Source organism: Vibrio wakamikoensis (genome assembly GCF_050337275.1).
GTDB lineage: Bacteria > Pseudomonadota > Gammaproteobacteria > Enterobacterales > Vibrionaceae > Vibrio > Vibrio chaetopteri.
The window spans coordinates 1-22,103 of the sequence record NZ_JAKJST010000026.1; the positions used below are offsets into that span (position 1 = coordinate 1).

General features: G+C 47.0%; 18 protein-coding genes and 13 tRNA genes. 10 read left to right on the plus strand and 21 right to left on the minus strand.

The window, feature by feature from the left end; translation table 11 throughout:
* Positions 1–7 precede the first annotated feature (7 nt).
* From L4C42_RS15565 to lolB, 17 genes are all read right to left on the minus strand, one after another.
* Positions 8–82, minus strand: a tRNA-Gln gene (locus tag L4C42_RS15565).
* Between the two features lie 51 nt (positions 83–133).
* Positions 134–218 (minus strand) — tRNA-Leu (locus L4C42_RS15570).
* A gap of 54 nt (positions 219–272) precedes the next feature.
* Positions 273–347: transfer RNA gene (locus L4C42_RS15575), tRNA-Gln, on the minus strand.
* Between the two features lie 51 nt (positions 348–398).
* Positions 399–483: transfer RNA gene (locus tag L4C42_RS15580), tRNA-Leu, on the minus strand.
* A gap of 54 nt (positions 484–537) precedes the next feature.
* Positions 538–612 (minus strand) — tRNA-Gln (locus L4C42_RS15585).
* A gap of 51 nt (positions 613–663) precedes the next feature.
* A tRNA-Leu gene (locus L4C42_RS15590) sits at positions 664–748 on the minus strand.
* Positions 749–831: 83 nt separating this feature from the next.
* A tRNA-Met gene (locus tag L4C42_RS15595) sits at positions 832–908 on the minus strand.
* Between the two features lie 39 nt (positions 909–947).
* Positions 948–1,032: transfer RNA gene (locus tag L4C42_RS15600), tRNA-Leu, on the minus strand.
* Positions 1,033–1,115: 83 nt separating this feature from the next.
* Positions 1,116–1,192 (minus strand) — tRNA-Met (locus tag L4C42_RS15605).
* Positions 1,193–1,273: 81 nt separating this feature from the next.
* Positions 1,274–1,348, minus strand: a tRNA-Gln gene (locus L4C42_RS15610).
* A gap of 51 nt (positions 1,349–1,399) precedes the next feature.
* A tRNA-Leu gene (locus L4C42_RS15615) sits at positions 1,400–1,484 on the minus strand.
* A 38-nt stretch (positions 1,485–1,522) separates the two neighbouring features.
* Positions 1,523–1,599: transfer RNA gene (locus L4C42_RS15620), tRNA-Met, on the minus strand.
* Between the two features lie 292 nt (positions 1,600–1,891).
* Entirely contained in the window at positions 1,892–2,983 is a 1,092-nt protein-coding gene (ychF, locus tag L4C42_RS15625; RefSeq protein WP_429761155.1) for a redox-regulated ATPase YchF, read from the minus strand.
* 11 nt (positions 2,984–2,994) lie between these two features.
* Positions 2,995–3,585 carry an aminoacyl-tRNA hydrolase gene (pth, locus tag L4C42_RS15630; RefSeq protein ID WP_353498081.1) on the minus strand — a complete coding sequence of 197 codons (591 nt, stop codon included), beginning with the start codon at positions 3,583–3,585 and terminating at the stop codon, positions 2,995–2,997.
* A 120-nt stretch (positions 3,586–3,705) separates the two neighbouring features.
* Positions 3,706–4,656, minus strand: coding sequence for a ribose-phosphate pyrophosphokinase (locus L4C42_RS15635; protein WP_042503361.1), 951 nt, complete (start codon positions 4,654–4,656; stop codon positions 3,706–3,708).
* Between the two features lie 27 nt (positions 4,657–4,683).
* On the minus strand, positions 4,684–5,556 hold the full coding sequence (gene ispE, locus L4C42_RS15640; RefSeq protein ID WP_429761234.1) for a 4-(cytidine 5'-diphospho)-2-C-methyl-D-erythritol kinase: 873 nt from the start codon (positions 5,554–5,556) through the stop codon (positions 4,684–4,686).
* 11 nt (positions 5,557–5,567) lie between these two features.
* The gene (gene lolB / locus L4C42_RS15645) at positions 5,568–6,188 is read right to left on the minus strand and encodes a lipoprotein insertase outer membrane protein LolB (RefSeq protein ID WP_429761158.1); all 621 of its coding nucleotides are present in this window, start codon (positions 6,186–6,188) and stop codon (positions 5,568–5,570) included.
* Positions 6,189–6,360: 172 nt separating this feature from the next.
* On the opposite strand from lolB, the gene hemA reads away from it, so the two are divergent.
* The 8 genes from hemA to ybaK all read left to right on the plus strand — a co-directional run bounded on the left by hemA (position 6,361) and on the right by ybaK (position 14,291).
* The gene (gene hemA, locus L4C42_RS15650) at positions 6,361–7,620 is read left to right on the plus strand and encodes a glutamyl-tRNA reductase (RefSeq protein ID WP_429761160.1); all 1,260 of its coding nucleotides are present in this window, start codon (positions 6,361–6,363) and stop codon (positions 7,618–7,620) included.
* A gap of 26 nt (positions 7,621–7,646) precedes the next feature.
* A complete protein-coding gene (gene prfA / locus L4C42_RS15655) occupies positions 7,647–8,735 on the plus strand; it encodes a peptide chain release factor 1 (RefSeq protein ID WP_429761162.1) in 1,089 nt (362 codons plus the stop codon).
* 3 nt (positions 8,736–8,738) lie between these two features.
* The gene (gene prmC / locus L4C42_RS15660) at positions 8,739–9,593 is read left to right on the plus strand and encodes a peptide chain release factor N(5)-glutamine methyltransferase (RefSeq protein ID WP_429761164.1); all 855 of its coding nucleotides are present in this window, start codon (positions 8,739–8,741) and stop codon (positions 9,591–9,593) included.
* A gap of 30 nt (positions 9,594–9,623) precedes the next feature.
* Positions 9,624–10,007, plus strand: a complete 384-nt coding sequence (locus L4C42_RS15665; protein WP_112462325.1) for a SirB2 family protein — start codon at positions 9,624–9,626, stop codon at positions 10,005–10,007.
* Positions 10,008–10,010: 3 nt separating this feature from the next.
* A complete protein-coding gene (locus tag L4C42_RS15670; RefSeq protein ID WP_418641667.1) occupies positions 10,011–10,820 on the plus strand; it encodes a SirB1 family protein in 810 nt (269 codons plus the stop codon).
* 17 nt (positions 10,821–10,837) lie between these two features.
* Positions 10,838–11,689: a 3-deoxy-8-phosphooctulonate synthase gene (gene kdsA / locus L4C42_RS15675; protein ID WP_353498087.1), complete on the plus strand. Its 852-nt coding sequence runs from the start codon at positions 10,838–10,840 to the stop codon at positions 11,687–11,689.
* A gap of 380 nt (positions 11,690–12,069) precedes the next feature.
* A complete protein-coding gene (ushA, locus tag L4C42_RS15680; RefSeq protein WP_353498088.1) occupies positions 12,070–13,734 on the plus strand; it encodes a bifunctional UDP-sugar hydrolase/5'-nucleotidase UshA in 1,665 nt (554 codons plus the stop codon).
* Positions 13,735–13,814: 80 nt separating this feature from the next.
* Positions 13,815–14,291, plus strand: a complete 477-nt coding sequence (gene ybaK / locus L4C42_RS15685; protein ID WP_429761168.1) for a Cys-tRNA(Pro) deacylase — start codon at positions 13,815–13,817, stop codon at positions 14,289–14,291.
* Between the two features lie 38 nt (positions 14,292–14,329).
* On the opposite strand, the gene rluF is transcribed toward ybaK, so the two are convergent.
* The 3 genes from rluF to L4C42_RS15700 form a co-directional block, all read right to left on the minus strand.
* A complete protein-coding gene (gene rluF, locus L4C42_RS15690; protein ID WP_429761170.1) occupies positions 14,330–15,457 on the minus strand; it encodes a 23S rRNA pseudouridine(2604) synthase RluF in 1,128 nt (375 codons plus the stop codon).
* A gap of 71 nt (positions 15,458–15,528) precedes the next feature.
* Positions 15,529–16,110 carry a DNA endonuclease SmrA gene (smrA, locus tag L4C42_RS15695; protein ID WP_353498093.1) on the minus strand — a complete coding sequence of 194 codons (582 nt, stop codon included), beginning with the start codon at positions 16,108–16,110 and terminating at the stop codon, positions 15,529–15,531.
* A gap of 138 nt (positions 16,111–16,248) precedes the next feature.
* Positions 16,249–16,389, minus strand: coding sequence for a DUF3149 domain-containing protein (locus tag L4C42_RS15700; protein ID WP_042473952.1), 141 nt, complete (start codon positions 16,387–16,389; stop codon positions 16,249–16,251).
* Positions 16,390–16,646: 257 nt separating this feature from the next.
* Here L4C42_RS15700 and L4C42_RS15705 point away from each other — a divergent pair.
* Positions 16,647–16,723: transfer RNA gene (locus tag L4C42_RS15705), tRNA-Pro, on the plus strand.
* Positions 16,724–16,848: 125 nt separating this feature from the next.
* On the opposite strand, the gene L4C42_RS15710 is transcribed toward L4C42_RS15705, so the two are convergent.
* Positions 16,849–17,259, minus strand: coding sequence for a hypothetical protein (locus L4C42_RS15710; RefSeq protein WP_429761173.1), 411 nt, complete (start codon positions 17,257–17,259; stop codon positions 16,849–16,851).
* Between the two features lie 431 nt (positions 17,260–17,690).
* Here L4C42_RS15710 and fdhF point away from each other — a divergent pair, with 431 nt between their 5' ends.
* Positions 17,691–21,806 (plus strand): formate dehydrogenase subunit alpha, encoded by a 4,116-nt coding sequence (gene fdhF, locus L4C42_RS15715; protein ID WP_429761175.1) that lies wholly within the window; start codon positions 17,691–17,693, stop codon positions 21,804–21,806.
* Positions 21,807–22,103: the final 297 nt, after the last annotated feature.

Here is a 22,103-nt window from a genome sequence, read left to right on the forward strand (position 1 = left end):
GTATTAGTGGCTGGGCTACCTGGATTCGAACCAGGGAATGCCGGCATCAAAAGCCGGTGCCTTACCGCTTGGCGATAGCCCAACAGATTGTTTCAGATGTCAATCACATCACTCTATATTTCAAGAGAAATAATGGTGCGGAAGGAGAGACTTGAACTCTCACACCTTGCGGCGCCAGAACCTAAATCTGGTGCGTCTACCAATTCCGCCACTTCCGCATCAATTTTGTAGTCATAGTCGACGATTGGTGAGTCAACTAGACGTTGTATTAGTGGCTGGGCTACCTGGATTCGAACCAGGGAATGCCGGCATCAAAAGCCGGTGCCTTACCGCTTGGCGATAGCCCAACTGGATTGTTTGATATGTCAATCACATAGCTCTTTATTTCTAAAGAAAGATGGTGCGGAAGGAGAGACTTGAACTCTCACACCTTGCGGCGCCAGAACCTAAATCTGGTGCGTCTACCAATTCCGCCACTTCCGCATCAATTTTGTAGTCATAGTCGACGATTGGTGARTCAACTAGACGTTGTATTAGTGGCTGGGCTACCTGGATTCGAACCAGGGAATGCCGGCATCAAAAGCCGGTGCCTTACCGCTTGGCGATAGCCCAACAGATTGTTTCAGATGTCAATCACATCACTCTATATTTCAAGAGAAATAATGGTGCGGAAGGAGAGACTTGAACTCTCACACCTTGCGGCGCCAGAACCTAAATCTGGTGCGTCTACCAATTCCGCCACTTCCGCAACAAACTTTGTAGTTAAGAGAGTAATTGGTATAACTCAATCTTAACGTTGTACTTGAAGGCAAACCTACAAGTTGTAATAAATGGTGGCTACGACGGGATTCGAACCTGTGACCCCATCATTATGAGTGATGTGCTCTAACCAGCTGAGCTACGTAGCCACTCGAGGCTCTCGCCTTACTATTCTTTCAAAAGAAAGATGGTGCGGAAGGAGAGACTTGAACTCTCACACCTTGCGGCGCCAGAACCTAAATCTGGTGCGTCTACCAATTCCGCCACTTCCGCAACAAAACTTATAGCTAAGAGAGTAATTGGTAAAACTCAATCTTAACGTTGTACTTGAAGGTAAACCTACAAGTTGCAATAAATGGTGGCTACGACGGGATTCGAACCTGTGACCCCATCATTATGAGTGATGTGCTCTAACCAGCTGAGCTACGTAGCCACTCTTGAGAGCGAGAGAATATAATACAAACTCGTCTCTTGTGCCAAGGTTTTTTTCAAAAAAAACTTGCCACTTTAAAAATGGCTGGGCTACCTGGATTCGAACCAGGGAATGCCGGCATCAAAAGCCGGTGCCTTACCGCTTGGCGATAGCCCAACAGATTGTTTCAGATGTCAATCACATCACTCTATATTTCAAGAGAAATAATGGTGCGGAAGGAGAGACTTGAACTCTCACACCTTGCGGCGCCAGAACCTAAATCTGGTGCGTCTACCAATTCCGCCACTTCCGCATTATTTCCTAAAAACTCTAAAAAGAGTGCTTAGGAAATGGTGGCTACGACGGGATTCGAACCTGTGACCCCATCATTATGAGTGATGTGCTCTAACCAGCTGAGCTACGTAGCCATTTCCATATTGTTGATTCTCTTCGAAAGTTGCCTTATCGCTGAGAACGGGGCGCATTATGCGGAGTTGAGTGTGATGCGTCAACTTTTTTTGTGAAGAAATTTGCCAAAAAGTGCCGTTCGAACTTTTTTTAATCAAACAGCTCTGTTTATGATCTAAAACTGCTAAATAATTGTCGATTTTCTGAAGTGCTATTTGCTCTGAAGTAAGGTCTCATTGTGAGTTGATAGCCTTGTAAAACAACAAAAGCCAGCAACTGCTGGCTTTTTAAACAATAACGAGTATGTAGAAATTACACGTTGAAGCGGAAGTGAACTACATCACCATCTTTAACGATGTATTCTTTCCCTTCTAGACGCCATTTACCTGCATCTTTTGCACCAGATTCACCGTTGTATTGGATGAAGTCGTCATAACCAACGACTTCTGCACGGATGAAGCCTTTTTCAAAGTCGGTGTGGATCTTACCTGCCGCTTGCGGCGCAGTCGCACCAACAGGGATAGTCCAAGCGCGAACTTCTTTAACACCCGCAGTGAAGTAGGTTTGCAGAGTCAGTAGTTCGTAACCAGAGCGGATCACTCGGTTAAGACCAGGCTCTTCAATACCCATATCAGCTAGGAACTCTTCGCGATCTTCGTCGTCTAGCTCAGAAAGCTCAGATTCGATAGATGCACACACCGCAACAACAACATTGTTTTCTTTGTCTGCGTACTCGCGTACTGCATCAAGATACGGGTTGTTCTCAAAACCATCTTCATTCACGTTTGCGATGTACATGGTTGGTTTTAGCGTTAGGAAGTTTAGGTAACCAACGGCTGCTAGCTCTTCTTTTGCAAGATCAACAGTACGCGCCATACCACCTTCCGTAAGCACTGGTAGTAGCTTTTCAAGTACGGTGAGCTCGAATTTCGCGTCTTTGTCGCCGCCTTTTGCTTTCTTAGCATTACGTTGAATTGCGCGCTCACAAGAGTCTAAGTCAGCAAGAGCTAGCTCAAGATTGATCACTTCGATGTCTTCGATTGGTGACACTTTACCTGCAACGTGAACGATGTTTTCGTTCTCAAAACAACGAACTACGTGACCGATCGCGTCAGTTTCACGGATGTTCGCTAGGAATTTGTTACCCAGACCTTCACCTTTAGAAGCACCAGCAACAAGACCTGCGATGTCCACAAATTCCATTGTTGTTGGAAGGATCTTTTGTGGATTAACAATTTTCGCCAGCGCGTCTAGACGTAGATCTGGCACAGGTACCACGCCTGTGTTTGGTTCGATAGTACAGAACGGGAAGTTTGCTGCTTCGATACCAGCTTTAGTCAGTGCGTTAAACAGAGTTGACTTACCTACGTTTGGTAGACCAACGATGCCACATTTAAAACCCATGATTGTAAACCTTATTCAGCTTTGAAGGTGTGTAAGCGATTTTGTGCTTTTGTCAGGCCATCTTTAAGTAAGATGTCGAGACTGCGAACGGATTCATCGACAACAGCATCAAGGCATTCTTGCTCTTTTGCTGGCGCTTTACCGAGTACATAACCTGCTACTTTGTCTTTGTGCCCAGGATGGCCAATACCAATCCTTAGACGATAAAATTCTTTATTGTTGCCCAGCTTGCTAATGGTGTCTTTTAAACCATTGTGCCCGCCATGACCGCCACCTTTTTTGAACTTGGCAACGCCTGGAGGTAAGTCTAGCTCATCGTGAGCGACCATGATCTCTTCAGGTTTGATCTGATAAAACTTCGCAAGTGCAGCAATAGCTTTGCCAGACAGGTTCATAAATGTGGTGGGGATTAACAGTCGTAAGTCACTGCCATTCACCAGAATTCGACCCGTGAGACCGTAGAACTTTGGTTCGTTTTTCAAAGTGACGTTATGGATACGAGCGAGTTCCTCTACCACCCAAGCACCGGCATTGTGACGCGTACGAGCGTATTCAGGTCCAGGATTGGCAAGGCCTACAAGCAATTTTATCTGCTGAGTCAACGTTAAGATCTCTCTTGAATCTCAAAAGCGCGGTATGATAGCACACTAAATTGGCACAAAAAATGTGAATACAAAAAAACCACTTCGATGGGAAGTGGTTTTTTCATTTCTAGACGAGATTTACTTTGAAGTAAACATCGCAGAGATTGATTCTTCGTTGCTGATGCGACGAATAGCTTCAGCAAGCATGCTAGATAGAGTTAGCTGAGTTACTTTACCAGTCGCAGCCATCTCTTTTGTTAGCGTAATAGAGTCAGTCACGATAACTTGGTCTAGAACAGAGTTCTTGATGTTCTTAGCAGCGTTGCCAGAGAATACAGCGTGAGTTGCGTAAGCGAATACACGCTTAGCACCGCGCTCTTTAAGCGCTTCTGCTGCTTTACATAGCGTACCGCCAGTATCGATCATGTCGTCAACGATCACACAGTCGCGACCTTCAACATCACCGATTAGGTTCATCACTTCAGATACGTTAGCGCGTGGACGACGCTTGTCGACGATCGCGATATCGATGTCGCCTAGTGCTTTAGCTGTCGCACGAGCACGCACAACACCACCTAGGTCAGGTGAAACAACGACTGGATCTTCTAGACCACGCTCAGCCATGTCTTCAAGAAGCACTGGAGTACCGAAGATGTTGTCTACAGGTACATCGAAGAAGCCTTGAATCTGCTCTGCGTGTAGGTCGATAGTAAGAACGCGATCAACACCAACGTTTGAAAGGAAGTCTGCAACAACTTTTGCAGTGATTGGCACACGTGCAGAGCGCACACGACGGTCTTGACGAGCGTAACCAAAGTAAGGAATAACAGCAGTAATACGGCCTGCTGAAGCGCGGCGCATTGCATCAATCATTACCACTAACTCCATTAGGTTGTCGTTAGTTGGCGCACAAGTTGACTGAATGATGAATACATCACTACCACGAACGTTTTCGTTGATTTGAACAGCGACTTCGCCGTCAGAGAAACGGTCAACAGTAGCATCTCCTAGAGAGATGTATAGACGGTCAGCAATACGTTGGGCTAGTTCAGGTGTTGCGTTACCAGCAAATAGCTTCATATCAGGCACGGTGGAAACCTCAGGGTTGCGTCCAGTTTAAACAGATTGTAATAGGGCTAATTCATAGTTAGCCAGGGTCTCTAGTAAAGGAGAGCGGTTGCACCCTTTCGCCACATAAGCGGAGACGGTGTCAGGAAGCAGTTCTAGGACTTTTTGTGCATTTTCCTGAGTTTTAAACTCGGAAAACACGCACGATCCAGTCCCCGTCAATCTTGACGGCGCGTATTGTAGCAGCCATGAAAGTTGGTTATCAACCTCTGGATACAGCATTCGGACAATTTTTTCGCAATCGTTTCCGTAAGGGCTGTCTAAAAGCGTTGCCAGCTCTTGCTTCGGCGTATTTCGCGTCAGGTCAGGATGCGTAAAGATATCCACGGTCGCAATGCTCACTTTTGGTTTGACAACCAAATACCAAAGCTCTTCGGGTTCTGCCGCGCTGAGTTTTTCACCTACGCCCTCTGCAAATGCGGCGAAGCCACGTACAAATACCGGCACGTCTGCACCGAGCGCGAGGCCGATTTCTGCCAGTTCATCAATACTAAGCTGGGTTTGCCATAAGAAGTTTAGCGCCACCAATGTCGTTGCAGCATTCGATGAGCCGCCGCCAATACCACCGCCCATTGGAAGTATTTTATCGAGTTTAATATGGGCGCCATAAGAGCATTGGGCTTTCGCTTGAAGCGCGCTGGCCGCTTTCCAAATGAGGTTATCTTGTGTGGCTACCCCTTCGATCTCTGGCGACAGGGTAATGTCACCGCTGTTGTTGGCGGTGATTTCTAGTGAGTCGCAAAGATCAATGAATTGGAACAGGGTTTGCAGTTCATGATAGCCATTGGTCTGTCGCCCTGTGATGTAGAGAAACAAATTGAGCTTAGCTGGGCTTGGCCAAGTGGTGGTGTCGGTGATCATGGTACGTTCGGTCACTGTTTAATAGTCCATTTGGAAACAACGAGATTAAGTTTGGTATCGTCTTGCACTAACTGCATTCGAGTTGGCATCGGCAGTGTGCGGGTCTCTTCTTCGAGTGTGAAACTGCGATACTCGGTGTAGTTAAGCCGCCAAGCCTTCCTATTTAGCTGTTTGGTCAGGCTTGCTACTGTGTTGAACTCATTGAGCTGATAGCTATCAGCGGAGTTTGGCTGGCCAATGAGCCAGTCTGCCAGCTGCTCAATTGGAATGTTGAGCCCTGTTAACTGGTAGATAAGCAGGTTAGCGTCTTGGCCAGATAGCTTTTGGTCGTCATAGGTTTCAATAAACGCGCCATTAGGCGTTGACGTAAGGTTGAAGACCGTTTGGCCGAGGAAGGTGGTTAGGCGAACTTGAGTCAAATTGGCAGAGTATGTCCAATAGAAGTTCAGGGTTTGGCGCTGCTCTGGCGAAATGTAGCCAAGTTTGCCACTGGCCTTATATTGGGTAAGGGCGTTGAGCTCAGCTCGGTGAGCTTGCCATTCGACACTTTGTGGCTCGGGCGGCATTGTGCTACAGCCAAACAAAAACAGTGCCGTCAATGTGTAAAACAGGCGACGAAAAAGTCTGTGCATAGGAAACTACTTACGTGGTGGATTATTGTGCAAATTCAATACAATATTGACAGACTATAGCATCAATCCCACAAACTCAGGAAAACATATTGGTCAGAGTCTTTCAATAAGTGGTGCCATCAAGTAAAATTCTGCCCTATTTGTCAAATCTGTATCAGAGAATTCGCGTTACATGTCATTGCTTGCTATTGGTATTAACCACAATACAGCGTCAGTGGATCTGAGAGAAAAGGTGGCGTTCCCACCGGAAAAACTCGACCGAGCACTGAATGAGCTGAGAGACAATACCAAAGTCAATGGCTCGGTAATTTTGTCGACCTGTAACCGTACAGAAATCTACTGCGACACCGGTGATACCAATAAAGCACAACTCATTGATTGGTTGGTGCGCTTTCACGACGTGCCAGCTGAGGAGTTAAAGCCTTCTTTGTATGTGTACGAAGAGCAAGCGGCGATCAAACACTTAATGCGTGTGTCTTGTGGCCTAGATTCATTGGTACTGGGTGAGCCGCAAATTCTTGGTCAAGTTAAACAAGCTTATAGCGACGCTCGTGACCACCAATCGGTTGAAGGTGGTATAGAGAAGCTGTTCCAAAAGACCTTCTCTGTTGCGAAACGAGTTCGCACTGAAACCGAAATTGGTGGCAGTGCGGTTTCTGTCGCTTATGCGGCAACGACATTGGCAAGACAGATCTTTGAATCTTTGACGGACTCAACCGTGTTGCTGGTAGGCGCTGGTGAAACCATAGAATTGGTTGCTAAGCACCTCGAAGGACAAGGCTGTAAAAAGATGATCGTCGCCAACCGAACCAAAGAGCGCGCAGAAGTGCTCGCCACCCAGTTCGGTGCGCAGGTTATTGCACTCAATGATATCCCCGAGGTATTACCTCAAGCGGATATCGTGATCAGTTCAACAGCGAGCCCACTGCCTATTATTGGTAAAGGGATGGTAGAAACCGCGATTAAGAAGCGCCGTTTTCAACCGATGCTGCTTATCGACATCGCGGTGCCGCGTGATATTGAGTCACAAGTCGGCGAGCTAAATGATGCTTACCTTTACACCGTGGATGACCTACAGTCTATTGTCGATAGCAATATCGAGCAGCGTAAGGTAGAAGCCATTCAAGCTGAAGCGATTGTCAGCGAAGAGAGCGCGCTATTTATGTCCTGGATGCGCTCATTGCAGGCAGTGGATAGTATTAGGCAGTATCGCAAACAAGCGAATGACACTAGACAAGATATACTTTCAAAAAGCTTACAAGCATTAGCAGCAGGGGGAGACCCAGAAAAAGTGCTGTTAGAGCTCAGTAATAAATTAACAAACAAGCTTATTCACGCGCCGACCAAAGCGCTGCAAGATGCTGCTGAGCAGGGTGAACCTGCAAAACTGGCAGTTATCCGACAGAGTTTGGGTTTAGACCAAACGAAATAAGCCTCACCCCGAGAAAAGACGCAATTATGAAAGCCTCCATTCTAGTAAAATTGGAAACTCTGGTTGAACGCTATGAAGAAGTTCAACATTTACTTGGTGACCCTGGTGTTATCGGTGATCAAGACAAGTTCCGTGCTCTATCGAAAGAGTACTCTCAGCTTGAAGAAGTGACCAAGTGTTTCCAAGCCTACCAGCAAGCGCAAGACGATCTTGAAGCGGCTGAAGAGATGGCAAAAGAAGACGATGCAGAAATGCGCGAAATGGCTCAAGAAGAGATCAAAGAAGCAAAAGCATCGATCGAAACGCTAGCGGACGAGCTGCAAATTCTTCTTCTTCCAAAAGATCCAAACGATGAGCGCAACTGTTTCCTAGAAATCCGTGCTGGCGCGGGTGGTGATGAAGCGGGTATCTTCGCGGGCAACCTATTCCGTATGTACTCTAAGTTTGCAGAGAAAAAAGGTTGGCGTATTGAGGTGATGAGCTGCAATGAGTCAGAGCAGGGCGGTTATAAAGAGATGATCGCTAAAGTGTCTGGTGACGCAGTTTACGGCACAATGAAGTTTGAATCTGGTGGTCACCGTGTACAGCGTGTTCCAGAGACAGAATCGCAAGGTCGTGTTCACACGTCAGCATGTACTGTTGCGGTAATGCCTGAGATCCCAGAAGCGGATCTGCCAGAAATCAAAGCCGCGGATCTTAAGATTGATACCTTCCGTGCATCGGGCGCTGGTGGTCAGCACGTTAACACCACTGACTCTGCTATTCGTATTACCCACTTGCCAACAGGCACGGTGGTTGAGTGTCAGGATGAGCGTTCACAGCATAAGAACAAAGCGAAAGCGATGGCTGTACTAGCAGCACGTATCGTTCAAGCTGAAGAAGCTCGCCGTGCGGCAGAGGTTTCTGACGCTCGTCGTAACCTACTAGGTTCGGGTGACCGTAGTGACCGTATTCGTACTTACAACTACCCACAAGGCCGTGTGTCTGATCACCGCATCAACCTAACACTGTACCGTTTGAATGAAGTAATGGAAGGTGATATGGCAAGTCTTATCGATCCAGTACTTCAAGAACACCAAGCGGATCAGCTGGCTGCGCTAGCAGAGAACCACTAATTCATGTCGCTAGATATGTCTATAGAAGCGGTGCTCAAACGAGCATCGCTTGTTCTTTCTGAGTCAGGTAGCGACTCGCCAAGTCTAGATGCGGCAGTATTGCTCTGTCACGTCCTTGAAAAGCCGCGAAGCTACTTGCTAACTTGGCCAGAAAAAGAGCTAACCCCAGAGCAGGCAACTCAGCTAGATGCGCTAATGGCAAGACGCACCGCAGGTGAGCCAGTCGCGTATATTCTTGGCGAGCGAGAGTTTTGGTCATTGCCACTCAATGTTGCACCTAGCACGCTGATTCCAAGACCCGATACCGAGCGTTTGGTTGAGCTTGCCCTAGATAAAGCGATGCTTATCGATGGTGACCTGCTTGATCTAGGTACGGGTACGGGTGCAATTGCCCTTGCTTTGGCATCGGAGCTTCCAAGACGTCAGCTTCAGGGGGTGGATTTTCAGCATGAGGCGGTTGAGCTTGCCAAAAGTAACGCCGATAAACTGAATATTGGTAATGTTCGCTTTGCTCAAGGCAGTTGGTTTGCGCCGATTGACCAGGGTCACAAGTTTGCGATTATTGTCTCCAACCCACCTTATATTGACGAAAACGACCCCCATCTTTCTGAAGGGGATGTGCGTTTTGAGCCGTCGTCTGCATTAGTTGCAGAAAATAACGGTCTGGCCGATATAGAAACGATTACAGCAGCTGCACCCAGTTTTTTGCTTGATGGTGGCTGGCTTCTGTTCGAGCATGGCTTTGAGCAGGGAAGCGCGGTGAGACGCATCATGGAGCTCCATGGTTTTACCGAAGTCACCACAGAGAAAGATTACGGCAACAACGATAGAGTGACACTCGGAAAGTGGCACCCATAACAACCAAAAGAAAGTAAGAGAGACGCTCATATGTATGAAGGATTAAAGCATTTTCACTTGTTGACGATTGCGATTTCAGTGGCCTTATTGTCGGTTCGATACGGACTGATGATGATGAATTCTCCAAAAGTGAATTTACCGTTCCTAAAACGCTTCCCACACATTAACGACTCTCTGTTACTGCTTTCTGGTTTCGGCCTTATTGCATACACCGGCTTTGTCCCTTTTACTGATGCAGCGCCTTGGATGACGGAGAAAGTGACCTGCATTATGGCTTATTTTGCACTGGCCTTTTTCACGTTAAAGCTGGCAAAGAACAATTTATTAAGAACATGCGCCTTTTTTGGTGCGCTAGGGTGGCTATTGATGGCAGCGAAGATTGCCATGCTGAAAACGCCATTCCTAATGGGGTAAACCATGATTGAACTGTTTGACGAAGATTTTGATGCGATAGAGTTAGCGGAAGGTGCACTGATCTTAAACAAAGCAGTGGATCCTGAGACGCAGCAGCATTGGGCTGAACTTGAACTCGCGCGCTTAGCCAAAGAGGCTGAGCAGCAACTGTTTCACGAAGTTGATGATAAGCAGCGTTTAGATGCGCTGCTTCGCCTGTTTTATGCTGAATGGCAATTTAAAGGTGATGACGATGAGTATTTCTCATCGGACAATGCCTTCATAGACAAGGTATTAGAGCGCCGTAAAGGTGTGCCAGTGAGCCTTGGTTCTATTTTGCTCTACCTTGGCAGTAAGCTTGGCTTACCCATGGAAGCGGTCACTTTCCCGACTCAGTTTTTGGTGAAAGTGTGTTGGCCGAATGAAGCGCCAGTTTACATCAACCCCTACGATGGTGAGTACGTTAGCAAAAAACGTTTACAGGCATGGCTTATCGGTCATGAAGGTCCACTTGCCAAGCTCGAAGCTAAGCACCTTGACACAGTTGATAATCCAACCGTGATTGGTCGCTGGTTAGCACTACTGAAAAGTGCGCTGCTACGTGAAGAGAAATACACATTAGCTCTACAATGTACCGATTTGGCTCTGACGTTTGTACCGGACGATCCATACGAAATTCGCGATCGCGGCTATATTTATCAACAGCTAGATTGTCATCAAATTGCGGCAAGTGACTTTCAATACTTTATTGACCAATGCCCAGATGACCCTGCAATCGAATTACTGAAAACACAGGTGACTGCGATTAGCCGCACCCCTGTGACCCTTCACTAAACTCAGAGAATAACAACATGGAAATGAAAACCGTACACGTAGGCGATATCCCAGTTGCGAATGACAAGCCTTTCACGCTATTCGCGGGTATGAACGTATTGGAATCACGTGATCTTGCGATGCAGATCTGTGAGTACTATGTGAAGGTAACAGAGAAGCTGGGTATTCCTTACGTATTCAAAGCTTCATTTGATAAAGCAAACCGCAGCTCTGTGCACTCTTATCGTGGTCCAGGCCTTGAAGAAGGAATGAAAATCTTCCAAGAGCTGAAAGACACCTTTGGCGTGAAAATCATCACTGACGTTCATACAGAAGCGCAAGCTCAACCTGTCGCAGACGTAGTGGATGTGATTCAGTTACCAGCATTCCTAGCTCGTCAAACGGATCTTGTGGAAGCGATGGCTAAGACAGGTGCTGTGATCAACGTGAAGAAACCTCAGTTCATGAGCCCAGGTCAAGTTGGTAACATCGTGGATAAGTTTGCTGAGTGTGGTAATGAAAATATCATCCTTTGTGAGCGCGGCTCTTGCCACGGTTACGACAACCTAGTGGTTGATATGCTTGGTTTTGGTGTAATGAAAAAAGCCTCAAATGGTAGTCCAATCATTTTTGATGTGACGCACTCACTGCAAATGCGTGATCCATCTGGCGCGGCTTCTGGCGGTCGACGTGAGCAGACGGTTGAACTTGCGAAAGCAGGCCTTGCGACGGGCATTGCTGGTCTATTTATCGAGGCGCACCCAGACCCAGACAAAGCACGTTGTGACGGCCCATCGGCTTTGCCACTCGACAAACTAGAGCCGTTCTTAGCTCAAATGAAAGCGCTGGATGATTTGATTAAAGGATTCGATCATATCGACATCAAATAGTCTCTAGCGACTCAATAGAAAATAGAAAGCCAGCTTGTTATCAAGCTGGCTTTTTTCATGTTAACTAATCCTGTTGGGCAATCGTTTCTTCGCAGAAAAATTGATCTTAACTGGTTGAATAACTCGCTCTGTAGCGTCTCTATCCAGTACAGTTTCCAAGCAGCAACATATATTACTGACTATTATGCCAACGAGTTTATATCAACTTGTGATATAGATTACATAAAAGTGAAATCAGAATGTTATGTTTGGTAGCTTACTTTAAACTAACGCAAATTTTGTCGATGTTTTTCTTGGCATTTTAAAATGCTTATCGGCAAAAAGTGAGCTATTTCAATATGCTCTAGGCAGTGGATCCCCAAAGTTCAAAAGGTATGACAATGAAAAAAAGCCTTATGTTTAAGTCCGTACTCAGTGCGGCTATCATCGCGTCACTAGCAGGATGCGCAACTCAACCCGAGCAAGAATGGAATGCTGATGAAACGTATAAGCTAACCATCCTGCATACCAATGACCATCACGGTCGCTTCTGGCAAAACAAATATGGCGAATATGGTATGGCAGCGCGTAAGACGCTGATCGACCAAATTCGTTCAGACGTGGAAGCAGAAGGCGGTAGCGTATTGCTACTTTCTGGTGGTGACATCAACACGGGTGTACCAGAGTCTGATCTTCAAGACGCTGAGCCAGACTTCAAAGGTATGAGCATGATTGGTTACGATGCGATGGCGCTAGGTAACCACGAATTTGATAACCCACTTGAGGTTCTGTTTAAACAGAAAGAGTGGGCAAACTTCCCAATGTTGTCTGCCAACATCTACGACAAAGAAACCGGCGAGCGCCTGTTTGATGCTTACCACATGTTTGATAAGCAAGGCATTAAGATCGCGGTTATCGGTCTAACGACAGAAGATACGGCAAAAATTGGTAACCCTGAGTACATCGGTGGTATCGAATTCCGCGATCCAAAAGTAGAAGCGAAAAAGCTTATCGCTGAACTAAAAGAGACAGAAAAACCCGATCTTATTTTCGCCGTTACTCACATGGGTCACTATGAAAATGGTCAACGCGGTGTTAACGCACCAGGTGACGTAGCACTCGCACGTTACTTGAATGAAGGCGAATTAGACATGATTGTGGGTGGTCACTCACAAGAGCCTGTATGTATGGAAGGGCCAAACGTCGTTAAGAAGAACTTCAAGCCGAGCGATGAATGTAAGCCTGATATTCAAAACGGTACTTGGATTGTTCAAGCGTACGAGTGGGGTAAATACGTCGGCCGTGCGGATTATGAGTTCAAAAACGGCGAGCTGAACATGGTGAGCTACGATCTTATTCCTGTGAACTTGAAGAAAAAAGTCAAAGTTGATGGTAAGAAGCAGCGCGTATTGGTTGAAGATGAAATCAAGCAAGATGCAGAGCTACTCGCTTTCCTATCACCATTCCAAGAAAAAGGCCAAGAGCAGCTAGGTGCTAAAATTGCTGACACAAACGGCAAGCTTGAAGGTGACCGTAATGTCGTTCGCTTTAGCCAAACTAACCTAGGTCGTTTGATTGGTACTGCACACATGGAACGCGCAAAAGCGGACTTTGCAGTGATGAACTCGGGTGGTGTCCGTGATTCTATCGCTGAAGGCGATGTGACTTATAAAGATGTACTGATCGTTCAGCCATTTGGCAACATCATCACTTATACAGACATGACAGGTGCAGAAGTTCTTGATTACCTAAATGTTGTTGCGACAAAACCAGTCGACTCAGGTGCTTACGCTCAGTTCGCGGGCATTGAAATGACAGTGGGTAAAGAGTCGGTTTCTAACGTTGTTATCAACGGCAAAGCGCTGGATCCTAAAGCGACTTACCGCTTTACCGTACCAAGCTTTAATGCGGCAGGTGGCGATGGCTATCCAAAACTGACAGGTCACGCAGGTCACGTCAACACAGGCTTTGTTGATGCAGAAGTACTAAAAGAGTACCTAGAAGCGAACAGCCCAATTGATGTGAACAAGTATCAGCCAAAAGGCGAAATTGTTTATAAAAACTAGACTTTAACTGGTTTTTATTCAATAAATAGAACGGTGCCGAAAGGCACCGTTTTTTTGGTCTGCGAGTTTTGGAGTAAGCAATGACCCCGGCAATCAACCTAACAAAAAAGAAAAAAATCACTCACACCGTTCATCAATACGATCACGATCCTCGCCATGAGAGTTATGGTTTGGAAGCGGTAGAAGCACTAGGGCAAGATCCCGCCACTGTATTTAAAACCTTACTGTTTGCTATCAACGGTGAACCGAAGAATTTAGCCGTTGCCATTATTCCTGTGACAGAAAAGCTCAATTTGAAGTTGGCAGCGAAAGCCGCTGGTGGTAAAAAGGCCGACATGGCAGATAAAGACATTGCCCAGAAAACAACAGGCTATGTACTTGGTGGTATTAGCCCTTTAGGCCAAAAGAAAGCATTGCCGACGTTTATTCACAGCTCCGCAGAGAGCCTAGAAGCGATGTGTGTGAGCGCGGGAAAACGCGGGTTAGAAATTGAGTTAGCACCCACCGACTTGGCGGCACTAACTCGAGCGAAATTTGTCAATTTATGTGAGGCATAGTTTTTATGTGAGACAGAGTTTGCTGCCAAACTGAAATACTATTTTTTCAGCGACAACGTCCCACCAAGACGCGGCTTACGTTGCCCCGAATCTGACTGACCGGATTTCGGGTTAACTGGCCTTTTAGCTGCAGGTTTGGCTGGACGAGATTTATTACCAGAATGGCTCGGTTTGCGCTGGCTAGAGTTGCCACCACGGCCACCTTCACTGTGTTGGTTATCGGAATCAGAATGACGACGCTTGCTTGGGCTACGGCGGTACTCATCTGCACCGTGACCTGAGTACGTTTTCATGTTGTCACGGTTATTGCGACTAGCCGAGCGCGGGTTTTTGCCATCACGTTGGTTCTTCTCAAACTCAGCTTCTCGACGCGCATCATGCAGTTTAGCATCGGTAGCCTTAGTGATGTGACGACCCTTAGCGTCTTTGCGTGAAGCCTCTTCTGTAGTTACAGAACCCTCACACATGCGCAGAATTTCTGCGACTTCTTCATCGCTTAGGTAGCGCCATTTGCCGTTAGGAATACCATCAATAGAGATATTCATAATGCGCACGCGGCGCAGCTTTAGAACGTCATAACCTAGCGCTTCACACATACGACGGATCTGACGGTTGAGGCCTTGTGTCAGGGTAATACGAAACGAAAACTTGGTTTCTTGCTCAACTTTACACGGCAAAGTGACGGTATCAAGGATTGCCACACCTGCGCCCATCTTTTTGATGAAGTCTTTGGTGATCGGCTTATCGACGCGAACGACGTACTCTTTTTCGTGGTTGTTGCCAGCACGAAGGATCTTATTCACGATGTCGCCGTCATTGGTTAAGAAGATAAGACCATCAGAAGGTTTATCCAAACGACCAATAGGGAAGATACGTTTATGGTGACCAACAAAGTCGACAATGTTTCCAGGTACATCACGCTCGGTAGTACAGGTAATACCCGTCGGCTTGTTGAGCGCGATGTAGATTGGCTTTTCCTTGCTACGAACAGGTTTACCATCAATCTCAACATTATCTCCAGGTAGCACTTTTGTGCCCATTTCCGGCACCTTGCCATTGATCGTTACACGTTGCTGCTCAATGAGCCTATCCGCTTCACGACGCGAGCAAAAGCCCGTTTCACTGATGTATTTGTTGAGACGTTTTCCGTCAGCAGGGTTCGACATGTGAGGCTATCACTCTATGTTGGTCAGTTTTAAAGGTCGCGTATTTTATACCCAACCCAGCGTTAAGTCACTTAACTCGTGCGTTTTTGATGGCGTTCGCGGTTCTCTAGCTTCTTTTCTTGGCTCTTTCGAAGCATGACATACACTGCACCACTACCACCATGAAAGCGTTGGGCGCTATGAACACACTGGACATCTTTGATTTGTGTTAACCAGTTTGCCAAGTAGCTTTTCATAAGAGCGGGCGGGTTTGAGCGCTCCCCACGACCATGGACAATGATCACAGTGCGAATGTCCATGCGCATACATTGCTGCAAGAATTTAATCACTTCATCACGAGCTTCTTTCAGTGTTCGCCTGTGTAAGTCGAGTTTAGCTTGAAGTGGGTACTTGCCTAGTCTGAGCTTGCGATACACCCCCTCCTGCACACCATCACGCTTGAACTCGATAATGTCGTCAGGCTTGACCATAGGTGCATAGTCGATGGAGAGATATTCAGGGTCTTGCTCAGATAGCCAAAGTGCGGCTTGGCGCTTTGCTATTTGTGCGTCAGAAACCTGATGGGACTTTTTCAGTTCGACGGTGTCGTGCTGGATAGGCTTTACATCGCCCATCATTTGTTGAAATAGGTCTAGGTCATCGTCTTGAGACATAACTGCATCTCGAAATAAGCCAATTTAATGGCAGTATATACGAAGTCAGCACAAAAGTGAGAGCATAAAAAACCGGAGTGAACAGGCGATCCACTCCGGTGCATAGCAGTTATCTATTTACATAGACGCTAAGCGATTCTAGTGAGGAGATTTGTCATTCATTACTTTATATATGAAGAAAGCACCGTAAAACAGCATCAGACCAAACGCCCCAAAGATGACAATCATCGAAGACAAGCCCACTGCATTACCAAATAGGAGATCAAGCCAAAAGTCCATGTTTCCTCCAAAAAGTAGTGAAGACAGAGTTACGTTAACGTTTGGTGCAAAAACGAACACTGATCTGGATCAATTGTACCCAGACTGTTAATGACCTGTATGTTGGTGTGTGTATTTGGTCACATTTTTCGTGCTTCTGGCTAGTTGCTGACCAAACAACTCGGTTTTAGTAAAAAGATGCCATAAAAGCCTTGCACGCCTCAGAATTATCAGTAATATACGCATCCGTTGACAGGCAATAAGCCACTCAGCAATCTCGGTGAATAGCGCAGCTTGGTAGCGCATCTGGTTTGGGACCAGAGGGTCGGGGGTTCGAATCCCTCTTCACCGACCACTTTTAGAAAAGCCTCGCTATTTAGCGAGGCTTTTTGCGTTTTGGCGAAAGCAATTTTGTAAATGATGTGCCTGGTTTGTATAAGATCGCAGTGAGCAGGCGATGCGACGTTAGGAGCGAATAAGTTAAGCCGAAACCGCACGGCGGGCCATCACCTTACCCACAATCCCTTCAACACCCAACACAGCAAAAATAATCGCAAAAAACGCCACAACACCACCGAACGCACCAGTAAATGCCACATGCTGACCAAATAGCATCGCAATCACGCCCATGGCCACAAACTTAGAGCCAACCAAAATAATGTATGAAGACACGCCGCGTTTGAGCTTTGGCATCGTTTTGTGCGTCAGGAAATAAGCCGCCATCACTTTCTCCAAAGACATCGCCCCTTTTAGCATTCCCGCTAGGATGACCGAAGCCAGTACCGCCACTTCAAGACTGGCAATAAATACCCAGTCCCAAGATGCGTTTAAGACCAACATAACGATAGTCGTAATAACAGAGCTGATGACGATATCTTTAAGTATTTTCATTGATTGATTCCTATATGAGTTGTTCTTGCTGACGTGCTTAAAGTACCAATTACGGGAGGTCTACTTTTACCATTTTGCGCCATCGGGCGATGCATAATATGTGTTATTGTCACACATTTTGTGGGTTTATTTTGACCTTTAAATGTGTGTGGTTATACTAGAGGCAGTTATGCTCCTATTTGTAAATCCCCCTTTGCGGTGGACCCCCTGAGAGCGAAAAAAATTCTCATTTTAGATTTGTTCTACCACTGTGACGACGTTCACAATCAGCTTGGTTGCTGACGATTTGCTGTACCTGCCACATCTTTATTGATTTGCCTGTTAAATAGATTGCGCAAACTTATTGGTGTTGATTTTGGGTACGATCCGTCTTGATGCCACTCGGCATTCACAGTGGGCTAATAACCATCTGTTTAAAAAGAGATAGCTCTATGAATGTAATTATCAATGGTCAGTCTTACTTACTGCGTGACAGCAAGAGCATTCTTGATGTGGCCAAAGATATCAAAGTGGATGTTCCGTCACTGTGCTCAATCAGCAGGCATGCAGAGAAACAATCGTGCGACATGTGTGTGGTCGAAGTTGTCGGCCAAGGGGTGGTCAAAGCTTGTGAAACCCAAGTGCAAGATGGGATGACCATCGTTACCGAATCCACCCAACTCAACACATTGCGCCGTCAAGCTCTCAATAAAATATTCGCGGATCACAATGCCGATTGTGAAGCGCCATGCAAAGTCGCTTGTCCTGCGAATGTTGATATTCAAACTTACCTCTATCACATCGCCGAGGCCGATCATCATCAAGCAGTGAAAGTCATCAAAGACACACTGCCTATGCCCATCTCCATAGGCCGAGTCTGCCCTGCGTTTTGTGAGCACGAATGTCGCCGAAGCTTAGTCGATGAGCCGCTGGCCATTCGTCAGCTTAAGCGCCACGCTGCCGACATTGACTTATCCCTTGCGGAACAGTTCGAGCCACCAAAGCTGCCTTACAACGGCCATCGAGTCGCCATCGTTGGAGCAGGCCCTGGTGGTCTAGCTTGTGGTTACTATCTCAGTTACCAAGGTTTCGCTGTCGATGTGTTTGAATCTATGCCGCAAGCGGGCGGTTGGCTGCGTTACGGGATCCCAGAATACCGTCTGCCTAAAGATATCCTAGACAAAGAAATTGAGCTGATGTGTCGAGGTGGGATGCAAATTCGAACCAACACTGTGCTTGGCAAAGACGTCACTCTTGATGATCTGACCGCCAATTATGAAGCGGTTTGCCTTGCTGTTGGCGCAACCAAAGCGGTGAACATGCCTTATCCAGGCTCAGATTTGGATGGCTGTATTCTTGGTGTTGATTATCTTAAAGATCATATGACCGACAAGCACTTTACTATGGGGCGTAAAGTGGCGGTGATTGGTGGCGGCAATACTGCGATAGACTGTGCGCGTACCGCTATCCGTGAGGGGGCAGACACCACAATTATTTATCGTCGTACTCGCAACGAAATGCCTGCCGAGCTACATGAAATTGAAGCGGCTGAACTTGAAGGCGTGAAGTTCAAGTTTCTAACCAACCCGAAGAGCAACGTAGTTGATGAAAAGGGTAGAGTTAAGGCCATTGAGCTGGAAGTTATGGCGTTGGGTGAACCTGATAGTTCAGGGCGCCGTCGCCCAGTGTCTACTGGTGAAACCCAGACTCTTGAGTTTGATACCGTTATTTCTGCTTTATCACAAAAGCCGGATGTGGAGTTCCTAAAAACTGCCCGCCAATCTCTCCCGCTGACCGATTGGGGAACGGCATCCGCCGATGGTGATTCCATGCACCATGGCTACAACGTCTATAGCATCGGTGATTTTAGGCGCGGCCCTGCGACGGCCATTGAAGCCATTGCCGATGGTAAAAAAGCCGCCGACGCCATTGAGCGCTACATTCTCGAAGGGCATTTTAAACCGGAACCTGCGCCGTTTAATAGCCGAAAAGCTGAGCGATTAACCGAAGTTCGCCAAGCGGAGTATTTGCAAGAGCGCGCCAAGTCGAGAGCCAAAGCGACTCATCTCGATGTCGAACTGTGCCAAACCAGTTATCAAGAAGTGGAACTGGGAATGACCGATGCGGACGCAATCGCAGAAGCTGCTCGCTGCTTAGAATGTGGCTGTCAGGCGAATACTCAATGTGATTTACGCGATTATGCCAGTGAATATCAGGTGGATTATCGAGAAATTGATACCGAAGATCGCAAGATGTTCCCGGTGGACAAATCCAGTGAGTTTATTGTGTTCGATGCTAACCGCTGTATTAGTTGTGGTTCGTGTGTGCATGCTTGTCAGACTGAATCAGTACATGGCATTTTAAACTTCTCTGAATCCGCACATAGACCCGCCTTCCCAGATGGCGCCACAATGGGGGACAGCAACTGCGTTCAATGCGGTGCTTGTGTTCAGGTATGTCCAACAGGGGCGCTGGTGGATAAGCGAGATAAATCCCACAGCCGCATAGAAATGCTAACACCAGTCAAAACCATCTGTACCTATTGCGGCGTGGGTTGCCGCGTTGAAATGTACGTCGATGCGGCAAACAACAAAATTCGTTATGTGAAAGGTGACCCTACGTCACCGGTCAATCAAGGTATGCTATGCGTGAAAGGTCGATTTGGTTTTGATTTCATTCATAGCGATGAAAGATTAACCACGCCTCTGATCAGAAAAGCTGGTGAGCTTGTGCCAGCGTCTTGGGATGAAACCATTAGTTACGTGGCGGACAAACTGACCAAGATTAAGTCGATGTATGGCAGTGACAGTCTAGCCGGGTTCTCATCAGCTAAAACCACCAACGAAGATAACTACGCGTTTCAAAAACTGTTTAGACGAGAGCTGGGTACCAACAACATTGACCACTGTGCAAGGCTTTGTCACTCATCGACGGTGACCGGCCTTGAAGCCTCATTTGGTAGTGGTGCAATGACCAATGACATTCCAAGTATCGCGTACTCCGATGTCATTTTTATCATCGGCTCGGACACCAGTGCAGCGCACCCAATTATCGCGTCACATATCAAACAGGCAATTGCTGGTGGCGCTCGCCTTCTTGTCGCGGATCCGAAACGCATTGATATGGCCGATCATGCTGAGATCTACGTGCGCCATCGTCCAGGTACGGATGTCATGCTGCTCAATGCCATCATGCATGTTATCGACAAAAATGGCTGGCACGATCAAGCGTTTATCGATGAACGCACCGAGGGGTATGAATCGTTTGTCACTGAAATCCGCAAACCAGACTACAGCCCAGAAAATGCGGCGCTCATTACCGGTGTGGCCGCGTTTGATATTGAGCGTGTTGCCGAACTTATCGGTACTGCTAGAGTAACATCTGTGTTCTATTCGATGGGCATCACTCAGCACACAACGGGTCATGACAATGTACGTTCCATTGCTAACTTGCAAATGCTCTGTGGCAATGTTGGCGTTGAAGGTGGCGGTATTAACCCGCTTCGTGGTCAATCAAACGTACAAGGCTCTTGTGATATGGGGGCGCTGCCAACCGACTTCCCAGGCTATCAAAAAGTCACCGATCCAGAGGTGCAAGCGAAGTTTGCCAAAGTATGGAACAGTGACAACCTGCCAACCGAGCGCGGTAAGACGCTGACAGAGATCATCGACGGAGCCTGTGATGGCGACATCAAAGCCTTGTACGTGATGGGTGAGAACCCAGTGTTGAGCGATCCAGATCAAGCACACGCGGTGCATGGTTTAAAATCTTTGGACTTCTTGATAGTGCAAGATATCTTCCTCACCGAGACCGCGCAGCTAGCCGATGTCGTATTGCCGTCTTATTCCTTTGCCGAAAAAGCGGGGCACTTCACCAATACCGAACGACGAGTACAACGTTTGGTACCGGCTGTACAAGCCCCGGGCGAGGCGCGTGAAGATTGGCAAATTATCCAATCTATCGCTAATGCGATGGGTAGCGATTGGCAATATGAGTCGGTTCAGGACATCACCGAAGAGATCGCTGATGTGACGCCGCAATACCACGGTATTCGCTGGCAGTCAGTGGGTAAAAATGGATTACAGTGGCCGTGTAATAACGTTAAGCCATTTGGTACTCGCATTATGCACCAAGACCAGTTTATTCGTGGTAAAGGTGCAATGGCAGCGATTCCATTTGAGTATGCGGCTGAGCTGCCGGATAAAGAGTTCCCTATGGTGCTCACCACAGGTCGCTTGCTTGAGCAGTTCCACACTGGAACCATGACGCGTAAAACCAAAGGGTTAGATAACCTTGCGGGGCCGCGCATTATGATGAGTGTAGAAGATGCCGAGGCGATGGGCGTCGCGAATGGCGAGCCAGTTAAGCTAGTGTCACGCCGTGGTGAGATCTCCGCGCCAGCGTTTGTTACTAAACGTATGCAGCAAGGAGTAGTGTTTGTCCCCTTCCATTTTGCTGAATCGGCGGCAAACAAGCTCACCAATACTGCGACCGATCCCCACGCTAAGATACCCGAGTTTAAGGTATCGGCTGTACGTTTAGAGCGAGTTGATCAGCCAGTGGTGTAGCGCTATTCAAGCCATCGAAATATCGAAAAGAAGCAAGCCAGTTGGCTTGCTTCTTTATTTTTAGGCCATGTTTTAGGCTAAATACAACTTGCGATCATGTTATGGCTATTTTTGTAATCAAATGGCGGGAAGGAACAATTGAATTACCCTGTGACAGTACGTATGACGGGGTTAGCTCCGCGACACTATTGTGACGGTACTTATTGAATAAACCATTTTTTGGTGAAAAAAGTTGGCTCAATTTCAAATAATTGTGCGATGTATGTTGTGAAAACACCCATTTCGGCCTACATTGTA